The following is a 17,739-nucleotide window of genomic DNA, read 5'->3' on the forward strand; positions in this document are numbered from 1 at the left end:
TTAGTGTAGTGTTATGATTGATGCTAAATTATTGTCAACTAAAATATTGATAAGCTGATACACTGATGGCTTGCTTTTGCAAACGCAAAAAACGAAATGTTGCCCATCACTGAGATTAAGAATATTGCTAATTGTCAATTCTGAATCTTTTATATTTTTTGTTTTTCCGAGTCGTAATTCTATATATTGGGTATCAACAAAGGTTTCAAATAGTAATTCTACATTAAGAGTTTTTGTAATGGTACCATTTTTTAAAAATGATGATGGTGAGGTGACATAATCTCTGATTGGGTTGAAGTTATCTCTTAAAATTTCAGGTTTGATTTTGGTAGGATTAAAGCTTATTTCAATAGTTTTCGAAGAACTTCTGTTGTTAGCATAAACCTTAGTAAAATCAATGGCACGCATGAAATGCACAATCTCTGAGTCTGAATTTTCATTTGTCAATTGTAATGATACATTTCGGTTTAAAAGGTTTTTATTAAACCATTCTCTAAAGTCGGCTATATCCGTATCAATATTTAGAGTTACTTTAATGGATTTATTCGCGATAGAATTCGATAGAGAGCCTTCGATATTTGCGATACTTCCATATTCGTCTAAAAGATACATCTCCCCATACAAAAATTTGAAAGTGCTTTCGTAGTGAGTGATTAACAAGGGGATAGAAATGGCCTCACGCATTACCACCCTTATTCGATAGGTGGTTGAGATATTAGGTTTTTCCTTACAAAGTTTGATTTGCGTGTATTCGGATAAATTCATTTTTATTCCTTGTCCAATGTTTACGCAAAGTTTCAGGCGAAATCATAGAAACTTCAAGGACAAAACGAGAGTAGAAATGATCGAGAACTTGTGTTATTGATTCTTTTTTCATAATGTGCCTTTCAAGCATCAATATGGCAAACTCATTATAAATTAAAGATTTTATATATTTTGAAAATTTGATAGTGGTATATCCTTGTATTAAAATACTCGTGTACATTTTTTTTGGAAGCAGGTCATCTTTGATTGTCAATTCCACTGAAGATGTGTACTGAGCATAGTTGTACCTGTTGCCATTGCTGTTATGAATCTTATTTTTCTTGGTAGCTAAGGCCGTGTTGTTTTCAGAGAGAAGTTCAATAATTTTTTGAGAAAAGATATTGGGCTCATAATCATCAAGATTACGAGTAAAGCCTTTTGCTTCTAGATATGGAATAACAAACGGTTGACAAAAAACTTTAAGCTTCATGCTAACTTAATCCTCCTTAGTTTATAATTTGATATTTTTAGTCTTGGGTTTCTTGAAATCTGCTCGGCAATCCAAACAAAATTATGGGCATAGAAAATGGTTGAGAAGTCAAATTTATACAACTGGATACTGTTAGATACTACTTTCAATTTAATACTTACATTATCAGAAAGGCCATCAAGGTACTTCTGCCATTGCTTTTGATAAATGCCATTTGCTCCATCAATAAATAAGCTTTTACCTAATAAGGTGTTTTCTGTTAAGATTGTGTTGGATTCAATTGAACAAAATAATGATCTTGATTTTGGTTCCTCCGTATTTAATCCAAACATTACAGATTTACCAGTTTGAAAACAGACTAAAATCCCCGTCCTGATTGTACTGGATCCAGATGATGAAGACCAGTTCCAAGAAATAGATGTTCCTGCAGGCATTCTTTGAATATCTCCTTGAGTTTTATGGCTTGTCTGGGTATAATCTGTTGACATTATTAGTGGAGCGAAGTGATTTTCTACTTCCTTCCATGTGATGCCAGAAGTTTGAATATTTGGTACAGGTTTAAAAGCTGTGGCCACTAGTGATTCATCATCTGAATCTGTAATAGCAAACTTGATTTGATAAGTATCTTCCACTTCAACGGGTAGTACATAATCGTCATCATATAGGCCAGAAAGGTCGATAAAAGGTTGTGATGAAACATTTATAAACGGCTTTTGACGCTCAATGATTGTTACGGTTGAGTTAAATTCATCAAAATCGAAATAGACATTAAGCCAATTCTGGAACCTTTCAAGAAATTCCCTGACTGTCCATTTAGGCATGTAATAATTATAGACAATTTCATTCGCATGAATATTGAATGGTTTTGACAAGTTAGGGAATTGTCTATCAGCACAAACTAATGTTAGCCAGCAAAGCTTATCATTATTATCAGTATTAAAAAAGCTTGGATCCAGTGTGTAGCCCATGTACTCAAAAAGTTTATGCAGCACATAACTAAATTTAAGAGCTGGGCAAAAGGAATATTTCGTAGGCTCAAGCTCGGAATTATAATAATACTTATTGTAATTGATAGCATTAATGTTGCCAAAAAAAGAAGGGTTTTGATCACCATAAATATTCGGAGTATAAATCTGTGGTAATAGGTATGGTTTTGACCAGGTATTTAAAAGTGCACCATCAAAATAGTTCTCTATTGATTCGTATGAGATTCTTGTGAATGTATAATCGACAGTAAATGGCGTTGTTACATATTCAACTCTTATGGTAGAGGTTACGGAATGATTTGTTTCATTTGGGAAACTCATTATCCAATCGTCGGCATAACGTTCTAGCGTAGCATACAAAGGTTGGTCCGGCACATTAAGTGTTTTCATTATTTCATTGAATTCACTGATAACGTTATCTAATTCTGTTTCTCGATTTTCTTTAACGGACTCGCCTCCAGGATAAGTAAAAGTGTGAGAATAAACTTGATATCCGTCAATTTGAAACTTTAGAACAGTGCGTTTGTATCCTAATAATTGATCATACGTGTATAAATTATTGTTGGATGAGGTTGTTCCAATCAATTCCTTGATTGGAAGCTTGTACATATTTGTAAGTTTTGAAGTAGTAGGAATGGTGTCTTTCCCAAAGTCGATATCCGTTATAAGACGTTTCCAGATATCTAGCGGAACGTTCCCTGGAGTGGCTGTAAGTTCTTGTTGATAATTTTTTGAATTGGCACTTTTAGTGTTTAAGTTCCCAACAAACAATAAGTAATCATCAAATAAAGCTACAGGGATAGAGGTTATCGGTGTTTGAATGTTTGGGATATTGGAAAACCCTAAAGCCTGTTGCAATTCAGGTGTAACAGGGTTGTTGAAGCTTAGGGCATATTCGCCTCTAATTTCGAGATTGGTAATTGGGGAAAACTTTTCAATGATGATGTCAGAATTATCATCGATAGGTATTTCCTTTTGATTATATATAACCTTCATTGTAAATTTTAACTATTAAAATCATTGAAATCTTGCTCATTTTTAAACTCATAAAAGTTTGAAATGATGCAGGCAGTAAACTTATTGCCTAATATTAAAGCGTTCTCTAAATCTTTCTTTGAGAACATTTTCCCTTTGATAGTGTTAAATGTGGCTGAGCCTTTTTTCACATCTCCATTTTGTGCCACAGCATCATAAAAAACACAAAAAAACCTTTTCTTTTTTAAAAAGGTATCAATTAAAATCTTAATCATGAGTTTAAATATTAGTATTCAAATGGATATTTGAAGTCAAATACTGGAGCATCATTTATTGTTTGAGAATCGAATGATTTGAGTGATTTAAAGTCTCGTATTAATGGCATCAGTTTGTTCCCCAATATCAAGTAAATATTTTTGGAAGCATCAATATCATCTACAATTGCTTGTACATCATGTTCTTCAGTCGATAATTGAAGTGATATTTTTTTTCGGGATGAAATGCTTACATTCTTTTGCATACCATCGTTCATAATTGTTTCAGTTACCGTTTCTTTTTCTTTGGTAATTTGCCCTTTAAAACTTAGTGATTCATAAACACCTAATTGATTTTGATAAATCACTATTTGTTCATCAGGATAGTAGGCAGGATTAATTACAAAAACCATATCTGGACTAATTTGTACTGTTTCACTGTTAATAACGGTGTGAAAAGACAATGAGACACTCAAAAGATTACGTGTTTGAAAGTCATCTGGAATATGCTCCTTCAAATCCTTTATAGTACTACTAAAACGATAAGCCATATTATTGGCCACCTCATGCAACGTTGAAATATCAGATCTAACCAATGATCCATCATAAAAAAAGTACTCTGCTATTACCTTTAAAGTAATAGATGTTTCATTAAGTAATACAAAACCAACTATCGTATTAATAAATATTGGCTGAGAATCGGAAACATATTGAGTTTCATCTCTACATGTTAGTGCATTTTGAAAATTCACCTGCAGTGTATCTTGTTGAAGAGAAAAAAACTCTTCAGCAGGAATTTTTCCAAATAATATTGTGTACGATGTTTCAATTTGATTTGAATTGTCCTTATTAGACACTACAATTTTAAGTGTTTTTATAAGTTCTGGTAGAGCTTCAATGTTGAAATTTCGAGTGTTTTCAAGGTCAGGAACTTGAATATCACTTGCTATTTCAGCTAAAATGTTATTGAGTTTGAACTTGAATTGATTATTTACCTTAAACGAAATAAGAGGCGATAATAAGACGGCCACATCATTGATATATAACATAGCTTTTCTTTGAATAACAGCATTATCAAAGTTATCTTCAATGTGAAAGAAGGTATTAAGGCCTGTATATACCTGTGTGCGAACCATTTTTTAAAGAAAATATTATATTTAGTATTGTAAAGATAATTTTTTTATGTATTAATTTAACGATTTTCCTTTTGTTTTGTTATTTTCTTGCTGTAATGTAGATAATTTATCTACATCTTGGGAAGTCCACAGATTTTTTGCGACAATACCTGATTGTAAAGTTTCTGTAAGTTTGTCATTGCTGTCAGAAACTTTCATCAAAGCTTCAGCAATAATTTTATTACTTTGATCAACGTTTGTTGTTGGTGTAATAGCAGCTTGCTGAGTAGTATTGATTATTGAATTATTGACAGAGCGAGCTTCATAAATTCGGCTAATTGTTCTTCCCCAGTCGGTGCTCAGATCAGCATTTGAAAGAGTAAGTTCATTTGGGTGCATAATAGCAAAAAAGCCACCCTTACCATCATTTGCCTTTGGTGCATTACCACCATTACCTGTATAACCACCGTCAAAAAACTCGGGGATAGGCATTGCAGCGAGTTTTGAAACCTGATCGAATGCTAATCCTGCTTGTATAGCAGTAAGTGGTATATTAAAAGGGTAGGGTACACTAGACATTGTTTGCAGAATAGACTGGATAGCGGACTGGGTTGCTTTGATTACATTAGCATCATGATCACCTTGTGCCTGTTTGCGTTTGATTGCCCTTTGTTTTTTATCAAATTCAGCATCATCTTTTAATTTCCGTGCATCATATTCTTTCTGTGTAATTCTTCCAGCCTTTAGCTCGTCATCGAGTGCTTGTAAACGTCTCCCTTTCTGATTATCAAGATTGATTTGATCTGCTTGAGAATCAAGATTCTGGGAATTAATCAATCCATCAGAAATGGTTGAATATGTCTGTACAGCAAATTGTCCAATTTGTTGCCATAATTCTTTGTCAATCTCTTTACGCTTTTCAGCATACTTTCGATGGATACCTTCAACCGATTTACCAGTCTTATCTGCATTAATCAACTCTTGAGCATACTCAAAATTCAATAAAGCTGCTTTTGCATCATGGTGTTTAAAAACATTGTCTTTTGTTAACTGAACTTCATCATTAAGTGACTCTTGTTTGTTTTTAAGTGTCTTTACTTTTTCTGATTTAAGTAGTTCTTCAAAAGCAGCTGTATATAAATCATTGTAATGTTTATCAATAAGCAACTTTTGATCGCTTGTCAAATCTTTATTTCTGAGCTCCTGCGATCTTTCAAACTCAAGTAATGATGCTTTGGCGTTAAAAGCACTAAAATTATCACCTTGTTCATTGCTCCTAGTGATATTTTTTTGTAAATGATCTCTAGTGATTTTATCTGTAATATCAAGTATTTTTTTAGCAGACTCCTCTGCCTTTTTTTCATCTTCAAGCTGTGCTTTTTCTCGAAGATCACCGATTGCTCTTTTTGTCCGGTCATCCTGAGCAATCTTAAAAGCAGAAAGCAGCTTTTCTTTTTCTACTTCTGAAAATTCGGCATCAGTAAGTTCCTTTTCTTTAGCTTTTTTGGCATTTTCACCCTCAACCTCTACCTTTCTTATTTCACGATCAAGGTCATTTTCAATAGCCTCAGCATTTAATTTTGCTATTTCTTGAATATTTTTAGCCTCAATTTCAACTCGTTTGTGTTGTTTTGTTTCTTCTATTTTTTGGGTACGCTGCTGTTCTTTATCTTTTTTATCTTGAGCATCTTTATCATAGCCTTCCTGAAGCTTTTTCTTAGTTTCTTCAGATGCTTTATCGATTGATATTAATCTAGCAGATTCAGCTTTGGCAAAATTGTACTTTGCTTCATGATATTTTTTATCATTCAATATTTCCTGTATTTGTTCCTGACCAAGATTCTTCTCTCGAGCCTTGACATAGTTATCCATTGCCAACGATATCCCCCCTTTGGCTTGTTGTAAAGCTGAGTTAAGGCCTGCTAGTTGTTTTTGTAAAATATTGCCTGAGCCACTACCATTGGCAAAATCATTCATTAATGACCTAGTATCATTTTGAGCTCTCTGAGCAATCTTTTTATAATTTTCTTCAATAGCCCTCTGTTTAGAGATATCACCAAAAGTTTGCACGTTGATAAGAGAGTTTCCACCTATTTCAATATTGAAATATCGAATTTGATTTAACATCTCTGTCGTCATTGAAGTAACTTTTCTGAAAAAGCCCTCATACTTTTTGCCTAAATCCTCCCAAATACCACCCCAAGTTTGATCATATTTTTTGATATCACCATCCAAATTATCAATACGTTTTGCATATTGATCGTAAGCTTCGTTGGTTCCTGTTACGGCTTTTGTTAAACGATCAACTTCTTGACGTTGTTCAATTAAAGCATTAGCTGCGACAAGCGATTCTACACCAAATAATTTTACAATTTCTTGAGGTGACAATTTGGCTAAATTATCCAGGGCAGTGTTTAATCCAACAATAGCTGGATTGAGGTCTTTATTGGTTGTTACTTCCAATTTAGAAAAAATGTTTCTAAGAGCAGTACCAGCTTCAGCTCCATATAATGCTTTGCCTGCAAGTACTTGTACAAGAGCATTTGATTGCTCGAAGGTGATATTATTCTGCTTAAGCACTGATCCAGCTTTTTCGAATGCTTCAGATGTTTGCTGAATTTCTGAACTACCTTCTTTAGCTCCTGCAGCTAGTACATTGATGTATCTGCGAGACTGATCAGCAGCTTCTCCAAATTGATTAAGCGATCCGGTAACTGCCCTTGCTGAATCATCTATAGATAACATTCCTCCAGAGGCGGAAGCCAATACCATTACCTGCTCAGTAGTATCGATTAACGCCTCTTTTGTATTTAACAATTCAGCTTTTAATGAGCCTACCACTTGAATGGCCTGTATAATTTGGGGAGATGACTCTCCAAAAGCATCCCCTAAAATTTGAGCTTCTTTAATATAATATGTTAGGTCTTCAGAACCTTTTTCAATCCCAGTAATTGCCGTTAGTCCTCCAATGGCCGTACCAAATTCGCGAGCAGCATCGAAAGCTTTACCTATGACTGTTCCTAATAAAGAGACATAACCCACTAAAAGCGTAACAACAGATAATGTTCCTGAAAATTTCTCCGTAATTAGATCAATTATAGAAGTAGATTCTGGTTCAGGTGTTATTTTTTGAGCGATAGAAGCACCTATTCCATTCTTACGACCAGTGAGTTCTTCTCTTGATTTTAATTCACCTTCAATCTCATCAAGTCGCTTCAAGGCCTGTATATATGATTCTGTTCCAAACGTAAGGCTTGTGAGTTCTGACCTTAGTTGTTTTTGTTCATGTAATAGAGAAGCTGCTTGCCTTAATTGCAAGCTTTGAGATGCCCTTAATTCGTCAGTTTTCTTTTTAGCGTTATCAAGAACTACTTCCTGTTCTTTGTAAGTTTTATTGACTCTTAAACTTGCAAGTGCAATTTCATTTTCCTTTTTACCAAGTTGAGCATATTGAGCTGTTGCTTCAGCTATTTCTTTAGAATTAGCCGACGTATTTTTTCTTAATTCTATAATAGAATCCTTAAGTTTTTGTTTTTTAGCTCGTACTTGTTCTAATTCTTTTTCATAGGTTTTCATCTCAGAAGTCAGCAGCTTTTGAGAGGCAGAAAGTGTTTTTACTTCAATTTCATATTTAGATAATGCGTCAAGTGCTTGTTTTTCGTCAACGCTTAAACGAAGCTGTGCTTGTTCGGTAATAATTCCCATGTTAGTGTAGAATTTCTGAAAAGTTTGAGACTGCTACTTCAGACATTTTTGTTAATCCTAATCTTTGCAGGTTGTGAACCATGCCAAACATTAGACGGTTGATAATGTTAGCTTTCTTGCGTTTTTTGATTTTTTGAATTTTAGAACCAGGTTTTCTTCGAACTGCTTTTACGGTTAGATTTTCTCTTACCCCTTTATGGTAAAACCTTCCAAATCCTCCATCTCGGATCCTGATTGAAGGTCTAGCTCTTACTTCAACTTTTATGATGCCATCTGCTTGAGGACTAACGATTGTTTCAGATGCCTTTCCAGATAGTTTAAGATTAAACCGTTTTGCCCTCCCTGCTATAAATGTGTCAAGGTGAGTAGCTTGAGAAATTACAACTGAGAGGATTTCTTGATTTAGAGATTTCATTGTGCAAAGTTTTACTGTTGCATGAAAACAGTCAAGGACAAGATGATACAAAAAAAAACGCCCAATGTCTGTTGGGCGTTTTGGGGGAATTTAGATAGACTTTTTAAAAATTAAATGTCAAGCATTCGGTCTTCATTCTTGTTGGGTCATTTTTAGCAGTCATTGAAATTCGCATTTCAAAGTCTTGAGAATTCCAATTGTAAGCCTTCCGATACTCGTGCAAGATTTCTTCAGGATATGACGACAAAATAAATTTACCCTTCATAGTCGCACAAACGTCTAATAGTTTAGTAAACATTTCAAGGTTATATCCTGCGTAATGACCTTGATTTGACGAAACGTAAGGTGGGTCAAGATAAAAGAAAGCGTCTTCAGAATCGTAAGTTTGTATGACTTTTATAGCGTCATAACTTTCAATGGTAACTTTTTTAAGTCTTTGTTGGTAGGCTTGTGTAAAAGCTGCTTTTTTGTTGAAGACTCTAAGTGGCTGAGTTCCCTTTTTATCAAAACCAAATGAGTTCCCCAGCTTCGAGCCATATCCAAGAATGAGCGAAGTCCAAACTGCCCATGCCATTTGTATCTCATTTTTGATTTCATCTTCACCGGACTTATATTCTTCCCATGACTCTTTCTTTTGAAATCTACTATGAAAAGTTTCATCTATTTTGTTTGAAAGGTCTTCAAAGTCATATTTTAAGACCTTATAGAAGGTTATCAAACGATTGTTTAAATCGTTTACAACTTCAAAGTTGGCTGGTTGTTTTGCCCAGAAAACGGCTCCGCCTCCGAAAAAAGGCTCTACATAAGTAGAATGTGTAGGGATGAGTGGCAAAATTTTGGGCAACATTGATTGCTTGCCACCATAATAGGTGATTGGTGTCTTCATTTTAGGTATAGATTTTAGTAAAAAAAGTTATAATTTTTTTGCAAATTTATAAATATTTGACAAAAACCGTCATTTTTTTGACGTTTTTATAAAAATAAGCAGTGCCAGCTTAAAAAAATACAGGCTTTATCATGACAAAATTAACGCTTGAAGATGCGAAAGCTGAAGCTCTAAAGCACTGGCAAGAGTATCAAACAAAGAAGGAAAGGTGGAAGACAAGACATGTGCCAAAATGGATACGTGATATCAATATTCCCTATTTTTTTCCTCCTAGCAATAATATAATTTTTATCCTAACAATGCCTCAAAACATGAAAGATAAGGTTTCGTTTACTCAAGTAGAGCTAATTGAAACCGAGATACTCATTAACTGATGACAATAAGATATTATCTAGTAATGGTTCTGTTTTAAAGATTCATCAATTTAAAAGTTTAAGAGAGTTTTATGACCAAACTATCAACAAACCCATTTATCAAATTAAAGGTTTACCGATAGGTTTAGAAGTAGAAAATAATCTCGAAAACATAGAAATAGGGGAGATAAAAAGGATAATAGACTGGTATTATTATCATATTCATCTTAAAAAGTCTTAAAAAATCCCACTTTTTAAACTTTTTAAAACCTTAAAATATTGATTTTTAGGTTTTTATCTTTTTTAACCCCTAAAAATTACTTTTTTTGACACTTTAACTCCGTTAGAACGCACTAAATCGACTTTGCAATTGCATTGGGTTTTGGTTGATATATGACCACCCCTCTCGGTTGGGATCGCTTGCGGGGGTAGGGGGTGCTAGGGTATGTATTACCTCGTTCAATATCAATACAATAATTAATTCATTAGTCTTCGAAGAATAAGTCGATTCCTTGCTTACTATAGTCAAATGCTTGCTCTTTGATTATATAAATATTATCAATAAACTGCTCGCCATAGTTGTTTAGCGTTTAGTAAACTTTAGTAATTTTAAATATTATATTTACTATTAAAATAGAATGAAAAAATATCAAAATTAAAAAGTCCATTTCCGAAACTTTATAAGAGTCATTTGAATAAAAATCTTTACAATAGATAATCTCAAGTTTATAATATTAGATACTATTTTCTTTAAATATTTTTAGATTTATGGTGTATTTTTTTAGAAAATCTAAAAATAATAAAGTACTTTTGAGATTACAAAATCCAATTTTAATGACCGAATTAGGTAAATATTTTAAACAAAAATCAATTAATAAATCTGAAATATCGAGAAAAACTGGAATTAGTTCGTCTCGGTTAAGTGAACTGAGCAGAAATGATAAAAGTAAAATAAAAGCAGAAGAATTATACTTGATTTCTTTAGCATTAGATACTAGTGCAGGAGAAATTTTAGGAAAATTATATGGACACCTTAAGTTGAAAAATTAAATATGAAAACGCTAAATTTCATAGATTTATTTGCGGGAGCATCCGGAATGTCCGAGGGCTTTACTAAAGCGGGGTTTAATCCTGTTGCTCATATTGAGATGAATGAAGAAGCCTGTTTTACCATAAAAACCAGAGCTGCTTATCATTATCTCAAATCAGCGAAAAAATTAAATATATATTATAGCTATATAAAAAAGGAAATAAATAGAGAAGAATTTTACAAAAATATCCCTGATGAAATTCTGAATTCTGTTATAAATATTGAGATAGATGATAATTCCATAAAAGACATTTTCAAGAAGATTAATGAAAAAAAAGAGAGTATAGATTTAATAATCGGCGGACCTCCCTGTCAAGCATATTCTCTGTTAGGTCGATTTCAGGAGAATATAGAAAATGATCCTCGTAATAAATTATACATACAATATGGTAGGTTTTTAAAAGAATTTAATCCTAAAGCATTTGTTTTTGAAAATGTTCCGGGGATATTAAGTGCGAATAAAGGACAACACTTTAAAAATTTAAAAACATATTTCAAAAAGTTAGGATATGAGGTATATCACGAAATGCTGGATGCTTCGGATTATGGAGTGGTTCAGGCAAGAAAAAGAATTATTATTGTTGGTTGGAAAAAAGAATCTAGTTTTGGTTTTCCCAATTTTGATAAAGTAAAGCAAAAATATACTGTTAATGAAGCTTTTGAGGACTTGCCAGAATTAAAACCAGGCGAAGGTTATCATTGTATAAGTTACAAGAAACTAAAGAACAAATATCTTGAAAAGTTTGAATTGAGAAACGGAATTAATTTTGTAACACAGCATATATCACGGCCTCATAATGAAAGAGATTTGGCAATATACAAAACAGCTATTCAGAAGTGGAATAATGAAAGAATAAGATTAAAATATCCTGACTTACCTGAAGAACTTAAAACACATAAAAATGAGTCTTCATTTATAGACAGATTTAAGGTAGTGAATGGCATAGGGGTTTCGCATACTGTAGTGGCACATATAGCAAAAGATGGTCATTATTACATACATCCAGATGAAGAACAATGTCGTTCCATTTCAGTAAGAGAAGCTGCCAGATTACAGTCTTTTCCTGATGATTTTTATTTTGAGGGTTCACGTTCAGCAGCATTTAAACAAATAGGGAATGCAGTACCACCATTAATGGCTTATGCTATTGCTAAAAAAATGAAAGAATTGTTATGAGTAATATTAACAAACATAGTATAAAAGCCAAAAGTCATATTTTGAGCCTTTTAGGAGACGAGCTGATAGGTAGTGATAGTCTTGCTATTTTTGAGTTGGTTAAAAATGCTTATGACGCAGACGCAGAAGAAGTAACAGTAGAGTTTATAAATCTTAATCAGTTAGATCAGCAGATAGTTATTGAAGATGATGGACACGGGATGACAAATAAAGTCATACAGGATGTATGGCTAACCATTGGTACTGATTTCAAAAGAGGAAAGAATAGAAAAGAAAGTAAAAAATTTAAAAGAGTTTCCTTTGGAAATAAAGGTGTTGGAAGGTTAGCCGTGCATAAATTGGCTAAAAGAATAACTCTGGAAACTCAAGCAGAAGGAGAAATATTTTCAAGTCGTTTGACGATTGATTGGGTAGAACTGATTGCTTCAAAAGAATACATCCAGGATTTGGAAGTAAATGTAGAAACTGTAGCAAATCAATTATTTAAAAAAGGAAAGGGAACCCGAATTATTTTAGATAAATTAACTACTAAAAAATGGACTAAAAAGACATTAAAAGATTTGGTGAGAAAAATTGATAATATAAAAAACCCTTTTTCTTCTAACTCAAATTTTAATATAAAAATTAAAGCAAACGATTTTCATCAGGAATGGATAACAGAGGTTACCAATAGTATTGATATCCTTAAAGATAGTTTGTATCAATTTGGCTTTAAAATTAAAGTCAGCGATAATACCCCTGAACATTTTGCTAAGTTCTTATGGAGATATTCATTCAATGCTCCAACTCAAACAAATATTCCGAAGAGAACCTCTCGCAATACCGATACTTTAAATTTTCATATTGGTGAACTATATAAAGATATTGAAGAAGAATATAATAGATTCCTAAGAAATAAGGATTTGTCTGATATCGGTACTATTAAAGGTAAATTTTATGTATTTAATCAAAATTCTATTCTGCTAAAGATGAATTTTGGAGGACAGATTAATGCTGTTAAAGAATTTATTAAAGACAATTCAGGAGTTAAGATTTTTCGAGATAATATAAGAGTTTATAATTATGGAGAACAATACGATGATTGGTTAGGACTTGATTTGGACAAGATACAGAGAGCAGGAGATCATTTTGGGAAAAAAGTTACAATAGGTGCTGTAGAACTTGATTTAAAATCAAGTAATGATGGCTTGATTGAAAAAACAAACCGCGAAGGTTTTATAGATAATTCTGAATTTAATAGGTTTCAATTATTAGTGAAAGAAGCTTTTAATTTCTTTGAAAGAGAAGCAGGAAATGATAAAGATTTGGTTGAAGCATTTTTAGAAGAAACACGTCCTATTAAAAAAATTGGTTTTGGAGAAACTATAAAGGAGTTGGAAAGTAAGATTAAAGATAAAAACCTTGAAAAAGAATTAAAACCACTACTTTTTCGTGTTGATAAGGATTATACTGAAATGCGAGATATTATGGTAAATTCAGGTATGACAGGTTTAAATTTAGGAGTAGCTTTTCACGAAGTAGATCGGGAGATTAGATTTATTAATGCAGATCTAAATTCTAAGAATGTAAATATTGAGCAAGTCAAAGATAAGGTAAGAAACCTGATTCAGATATTAGAAAGCCTTTCTCCTATATTAAGACAAAATAAAAGTTCATTGTCATCTGCTAAAAAAGTAATTGAAATAGCCAAAAGAAGAAATGATAATCGTTTTAATTTCCATAAAATAGTTTTTTCATCTCCCGTTTTAACAAGTGAAAATGAAGATTTTAATTTTAAAGTACCTACCAATCTTCTGATCTCTGCAATTTCTAATTTAATAGATAATGCTATATACTGGACACGAACACAATCAGACTTTATTAAAAATGTAAATGGACAATATAAGCCTGCAATTTATATTGGAACAGATTTATTTACATTTGAAGGACCTTCTATTATTATTGCAGATAATGGTCCTGGGTTTTCTTCAGAACCTGAATATCTTACACAACCCTTTAAAACCAAAAAAGAAGGAGGAATGGGTCTAGGGTTATATTTTGCCGACTTAGTGATGAATATGATTGGAGGAAAATTACTTTTTCCTGACAATTCAGACTTAGATATTCCTCAGGTGTATAATGGAGCCTGTATTGCATTAGTATTCCCTAAATAGTTAAACTATGCTAGAAAAACAAAACAAAATTATAATCGTAGATAATATTTCTGAACAATTGGAAATATTAGGGAAATCTTTTTTTGAAAATGGTCTAGGATGTAGAACATTTACATACGATATAACTTATGAAGAACCTTTAGAGAAGGTAAGAATAGCTTTTTTTGATATAAATCTTACAGAAAAAGCTGTAGACGCAGACTATGATACTGATGATCAAATACTTGAAAATAATACAGCTGTATTCAATGATTTAGCAAATGCAATCAATCAATATATATCAAAAAATAATGGACCTTATGTATTAATTTTCTGGACAGCAAATAGTAGAATAGTAGAAGCCTTTAAACTTTATATGAGAAATCCTGATAGACGTCTTTCTGATACAGCATCTCCTATTCTTATTGATTGTATAGATAAAACTCCATATATAGATCCTAATGGAGAGCAAAATAATTTATCTGATACAATACTAGAATTGCTGAATAGCAATGAAAAAATTAAGTTCTTATTTGATCTTGAAAAAAATGCAAAAAATTCTGGAGAAAATACTTTAGATAGAATTTATAATATTCTACCAAAAAATGATGTGTGGGGAGAAAGCCAACAGCTTTTTGAAAATTTAGATAAAGTTTTATCCAAAATTGCAGCTTCAACTCTTGGTTTTGAACACGCAAAAGAAAATCCTAAAAAAGCTGTTTATGAAGGACTACTTCCTATATTAAATTACGAGTTTCTTAATAGTGAAAGTAATGTCAATTGGAATGACATAGTAAACCAATTAAATCAAGCTAATAAATACAATGATATAGTTAGTCCTGACATAAATATTCAGTATAAAGTAAACTCTCTTTACCATATAGAAAACTTTGAAAATCAATCAAAAGATGTTAGAGGTTCTGTAATTCAAATAAGTAAAACAAATAAAAAAACCTTAAAAACTTTTGGTATTGATGATATTGATGATTGGATGATTAAGTTGTTGGCAATAAAGAAGGACAATCCGAATCAACAATTAAGAAAGACAGAAATTCTAAATAATTCTAAATTAATAGCCATAGAATTAAGTGCTGCTTGTGATTTCTCAAATAAAAAATCCAGGATAAACAAGTATATTCTTGGTGTATTAACATCTAATTTAAGTAATATGGAAAGCGATTTAAATTTAAAGAGCAGGCCTGAATCTTGTTATCATTTAGGAGGGTGTTGTTTTCACCATAATGATAATAATTATCATATATGGCTTAACTTAAATTATGTTTTTGGAGCTAAACCTGATGACAAAAGGTTCCAAAGTTCATTATTTATTTTAAAAAAGGAAATAATGGATATGTTAGGCAATAAATATGCAAGTCATATTTCAAGAATTGGTATAACAAGTTTATAAAATATGAATGTTCATACTCCAGAGTAAATTTTAAAAAATATGCATACAATCAAATCAGCATAAAACCATGGTATTTATTTGAAAAAATATAACCAAAGGGGCTGTTTTAAATAGTAAGTGACTATTTAAAACAGCCCTTATAATTACCTATTATTTATAAACATTAACTTGCCCCATCACATTTACCAAATCATTTGCATCAATATTTACATAATAATTCTTTGTTTCAGGTTTTTTATGTCCTAGCATTTTAGATACGAACTTATCAGGTAAATCTGTTCTTGCATACCAATATTGTCCAAAAGACTCTCTGGCCACTTTCGTTGAAAGTGTAATTTCAAAGCCCATAATCTTTTGTATTACTTTCAACCCTTCATTAATTTCATCGAGCTCGAAACCAGGTATATTTTCAATACCACCATATTTTTGTATTAACCTTTGTGCTCCCTCATTTAAGATAACATTATAGGTGGCTTTAGTCTTTTGCCGTTTACCATTCAATACCGTCATATCATTTATTTCAATTTCATTACCAGGGTTATTGAGTAACTGTTTTGCATCAACGTTTGACATTCCTGTATAGCACATCCATAGAAAAGAATCCATTATCTGACAATATTTATCACAAACTACATTGCAGTTACTCAGTGTTTCCATTGCTTGAATCTCACTCTGTGATAGGTGTTTGTAAATTATATCAACATCTGAAGTATCAATTTCGTACTTGATTGGCTTTGTTAGTAGCTCATTCTCCACTCCGAAGTTGATAACTGTCTTGAAGAACTTAAATATCTTTTCAATAGAAGTAGATTTCAACCTATCGGAGTCAGAATTGCCTACTGGTACGTATTCTGTTCTATAATATACCTCCATTTTTCTCATAAACTCCTTATTTATTCTACTGGCAAGTATTTTACTAGCATCAATATGATTCAAATATTGTTCGATTTTCTTAGCAGATGACCGATGACTACGTTGTGTTTCTTCAGCCAGAGAAATGGTATATTCTCCAAGTGTTTTACGAATTAAAGCCATCATTGTAATAGGAGGGAGCGATGGGGCTTTAAATATCTCAAAGATTAAATCTGGTGTGTAATCAACCTTTTCATACTCAAGACCCATTTTTATACTCTTAAATTTCTTCTTAATTTCATCTAGCATATCATTTACTTCCGCAACTGGCTTGATTCCCTTCTCTGTATGAAAAAAACAGAGTTGCAAATCATTGTCAAACGTACCAATTGGCACACGAAATGGTATGGTTTGCCAAATTGGAGAATGACCTTCTAAGCTAATACAAGCTTTCAGGCCAACTGTATTTTTTTTGTTAGGAGCTTTTCCATCTAGGCAGAATTTGATTTCCATAATTTTGTAAATGTGTTGAGATGATAGAATCATAATTTTGGGGCTTATAAGTGTTTGAAAAAGCCTAAAATTTATGATTTTGGAGAATGCAATTTGAATTAAGAGAATAAAAGAATTGTCTCAGGTTAAAATGAAGCGATATGGAGGCCTATTTTCGATTTTGTAGCTAAATAATAGGGTGTCAGGGACTTATTAAGCACAAAAAAAGGCACTTTCTGTTGGAAAATGCCTTGATTGACTATAACTGTAACATTATTGTAGTCCGTACGGGAATCGAACCCGTGTTTCATCCGTGAAAGGGACGTGTCCTAACCCCTAGACGAACGGACCATTGGGTTATGCTAATTTTTACTTTGAATGTACTTAACTTATAAAGTACGCCACTATACTATAAAAGTATTGTAGTCCGTACGGGAATCGAACCCGTGTTTCATCCGTGAAAGGGACGTGTCCTAACCCCTAGACGAACGGACCATTGGGTTATGCTAATTTTTACTTTGAATGTACTTAACTTATAAAGTACGCCACTATACTATAAAAGTATTGTAGTCCGTACGGGAATCGAACCCGTGTTTCATCCGTGAAAGGGACGTGTCCTAACCCCTAGACGAACGGACCATTGGGTTATGCTAATTTTTACTTTA

Annotated in this window: 14 protein-coding genes and 3 tRNA genes; 5 read left to right on the plus strand and 12 right to left on the minus strand. The window is 32.5% G+C overall.

The window, feature by feature from the left end:
* The 8 genes from AC07N0_RS15760 to AC07N0_RS15795 all read right to left on the minus strand — a co-directional run bounded on the left by AC07N0_RS15760 (position 1) and on the right by AC07N0_RS15795 (position 9,570).
* Positions 1–765 (minus strand): hypothetical protein, encoded by a 765-nt coding sequence (locus AC07N0_RS15760; RefSeq protein ID WP_494589939.1) that lies wholly within the window; start codon positions 763–765, stop codon positions 1–3.
* A complete protein-coding gene (locus AC07N0_RS15765) occupies positions 728–1,234 on the minus strand; it encodes a hypothetical protein (protein WP_494589940.1) in 507 nt (168 codons plus the stop codon). The genes AC07N0_RS15760 and AC07N0_RS15765 overlap by 38 nt, the downstream gene beginning before the upstream one ends.
* Positions 1,231–3,216, minus strand: coding sequence for a hypothetical protein (locus AC07N0_RS15770; RefSeq protein ID WP_494589941.1), 1,986 nt, complete (start codon positions 3,214–3,216; stop codon positions 1,231–1,233). Before AC07N0_RS15770 ends, AC07N0_RS15765 begins: the two co-directional genes overlap by 4 nt.
* An 8-nt stretch (positions 3,217–3,224) precedes the next feature.
* On the minus strand, positions 3,225–3,470 hold the full coding sequence (locus AC07N0_RS15775) for a hypothetical protein (protein ID WP_494589942.1): 246 nt from the start codon (positions 3,468–3,470) through the stop codon (positions 3,225–3,227).
* A gap of 11 nt (positions 3,471–3,481) precedes the next feature.
* Positions 3,482–4,585 carry a hypothetical protein gene (locus AC07N0_RS15780; RefSeq protein ID WP_494589943.1) on the minus strand — a complete coding sequence of 368 codons (1,104 nt, stop codon included), beginning with the start codon at positions 4,583–4,585 and terminating at the stop codon, positions 3,482–3,484.
* Positions 4,586–4,636: 51 nt separating this feature from the next.
* A complete protein-coding gene (locus AC07N0_RS15785; RefSeq protein ID WP_494589944.1) occupies positions 4,637–8,269 on the minus strand; it encodes a phage tail tape measure protein in 3,633 nt (1,210 codons plus the stop codon).
* A gap of 1 nt (position 8,270) precedes the next feature.
* Positions 8,271–8,684, minus strand: a complete 414-nt coding sequence (locus AC07N0_RS15790) for a hypothetical protein (RefSeq protein ID WP_494589945.1) — start codon at positions 8,682–8,684, stop codon at positions 8,271–8,273.
* Between the two features lie 103 nt (positions 8,685–8,787).
* A complete protein-coding gene (locus tag AC07N0_RS15795; RefSeq protein ID WP_494589946.1) occupies positions 8,788–9,570 on the minus strand; it encodes a DNA adenine methylase in 783 nt (260 codons plus the stop codon).
* Positions 9,571–9,701: 131 nt separating this feature from the next.
* Between AC07N0_RS15795 and AC07N0_RS15800 the strand changes: the two genes are divergently transcribed.
* The 5 genes from AC07N0_RS15800 (at position 9,702) to AC07N0_RS15820 (ending at position 15,730) form a co-directional block, all read left to right on the plus strand.
* On the plus strand, positions 9,702–9,944 hold the full coding sequence (locus tag AC07N0_RS15800; protein ID WP_494589947.1) for a hypothetical protein: 243 nt from the start codon (positions 9,702–9,704) through the stop codon (positions 9,942–9,944).
* A gap of 813 nt (positions 9,945–10,757) precedes the next feature.
* On the plus strand, positions 10,758–10,973 hold the full coding sequence (locus tag AC07N0_RS15805; RefSeq protein ID WP_494589948.1) for a helix-turn-helix domain-containing protein: 216 nt from the start codon (positions 10,758–10,760) through the stop codon (positions 10,971–10,973).
* Positions 10,974–10,975: 2 nt separating this feature from the next.
* Entirely contained in the window at positions 10,976–12,190 is a 1,215-nt protein-coding gene (locus AC07N0_RS15810) for a DNA cytosine methyltransferase (RefSeq protein ID WP_494589949.1), read from the plus strand.
* A complete protein-coding gene (locus AC07N0_RS15815; protein ID WP_494589950.1) occupies positions 12,187–14,343 on the plus strand; it encodes an ATP-binding protein in 2,157 nt (718 codons plus the stop codon). The genes AC07N0_RS15810 and AC07N0_RS15815 overlap by 4 nt, the downstream gene beginning before the upstream one ends.
* 7 nt (positions 14,344–14,350) lie before the next feature.
* The gene (locus AC07N0_RS15820; protein WP_494589951.1) at positions 14,351–15,730 is read left to right on the plus strand and encodes a hypothetical protein; all 1,380 of its coding nucleotides are present in this window, start codon (positions 14,351–14,353) and stop codon (positions 15,728–15,730) included.
* A 150-nt stretch (positions 15,731–15,880) separates the two neighbouring features.
* On the opposite strand, the gene AC07N0_RS15825 is transcribed toward AC07N0_RS15820, so the two are convergent.
* The 4 genes from AC07N0_RS15825 to AC07N0_RS15840 all read right to left on the minus strand — a co-directional run bounded on the left by AC07N0_RS15825 (position 15,881) and on the right by AC07N0_RS15840 (position 17,713).
* The gene (locus AC07N0_RS15825) at positions 15,881–17,095 is read right to left on the minus strand and encodes a phage integrase SAM-like domain-containing protein (protein WP_494589953.1); all 1,215 of its coding nucleotides are present in this window, start codon (positions 17,093–17,095) and stop codon (positions 15,881–15,883) included.
* Positions 17,096–17,353: 258 nt separating this feature from the next.
* Positions 17,354–17,425 (minus strand) — tRNA-Glu (locus tag AC07N0_RS15830).
* 72 nt (positions 17,426–17,497) lie between these two features.
* Positions 17,498–17,569, minus strand: a tRNA-Glu gene (locus tag AC07N0_RS15835).
* Between the two features lie 72 nt (positions 17,570–17,641).
* Positions 17,642–17,713 (minus strand) — tRNA-Glu (locus AC07N0_RS15840).
* Between the last annotated feature and the right edge of the window lie 26 nt (positions 17,714–17,739).

The sequence above is a fragment of the Arcicella sp. GW821-FHT09D11 genome (assembly GCF_059416265.1).

Excerpts from the sequence above, each read along its gene's own strand:
- AC07N0_RS15825 (WP_494589953.1), bottom strand. The coding sequence starts at position 17,095 with ATGGAAATCAAATTCTGCCTAGATGGAAAAGCTCCTAACAAAAAAAAT.
- AC07N0_RS15775 (WP_494589942.1), bottom strand. The coding sequence starts at position 3,470 with ATGATTAAGATTTTAATTGATACCTTTTTAAAAAAGAAAAGGTTTTTT.
- AC07N0_RS15760 (WP_494589939.1), bottom strand. The coding sequence starts at position 765 with ATGAATTTATCCGAATACACGCAAATCAAACTTTGTAAGGAAAAACCT.
- AC07N0_RS15765 (WP_494589940.1), bottom strand. The coding sequence starts at position 1,234 with ATGAAGCTTAAAGTTTTTTGTCAACCGTTTGTTATTCCATATCTAGAA.
- AC07N0_RS15800 (WP_494589947.1), top strand. The coding sequence starts at position 9,702 with ATGACAAAATTAACGCTTGAAGATGCGAAAGCTGAAGCTCTAAAGCAC.
- AC07N0_RS15770 (WP_494589941.1), bottom strand. The coding sequence starts at position 3,216 with ATGAAGGTTATATATAATCAAAAGGAAATACCTATCGATGATAATTCT.
- AC07N0_RS15815 (WP_494589950.1), top strand. The coding sequence starts at position 12,187 with ATGAGTAATATTAACAAACATAGTATAAAAGCCAAAAGTCATATTTTG.
- AC07N0_RS15780 (WP_494589943.1), bottom strand. The coding sequence starts at position 4,585 with ATGGTTCGCACACAGGTATATACAGGCCTTAATACCTTCTTTCACATT.
- AC07N0_RS15805 (WP_494589948.1), top strand. The coding sequence starts at position 10,758 with ATGACCGAATTAGGTAAATATTTTAAACAAAAATCAATTAATAAATCT.
- AC07N0_RS15820 (WP_494589951.1), top strand. The coding sequence starts at position 14,351 with ATGCTAGAAAAACAAAACAAAATTATAATCGTAGATAATATTTCTGAA.
- AC07N0_RS15795 (WP_494589946.1), bottom strand. The coding sequence starts at position 9,570 with ATGAAGACACCAATCACCTATTATGGTGGCAAGCAATCAATGTTGCCC.
- AC07N0_RS15790 (WP_494589945.1), bottom strand. The coding sequence starts at position 8,684 with ATGAAATCTCTAAATCAAGAAATCCTCTCAGTTGTAATTTCTCAAGCT.
- AC07N0_RS15785 (WP_494589944.1), bottom strand. The coding sequence starts at position 8,269 with ATGGGAATTATTACCGAACAAGCACAGCTTCGTTTAAGCGTTGACGAA.
- AC07N0_RS15810 (WP_494589949.1), top strand. The coding sequence starts at position 10,976 with ATGAAAACGCTAAATTTCATAGATTTATTTGCGGGAGCATCCGGAATG.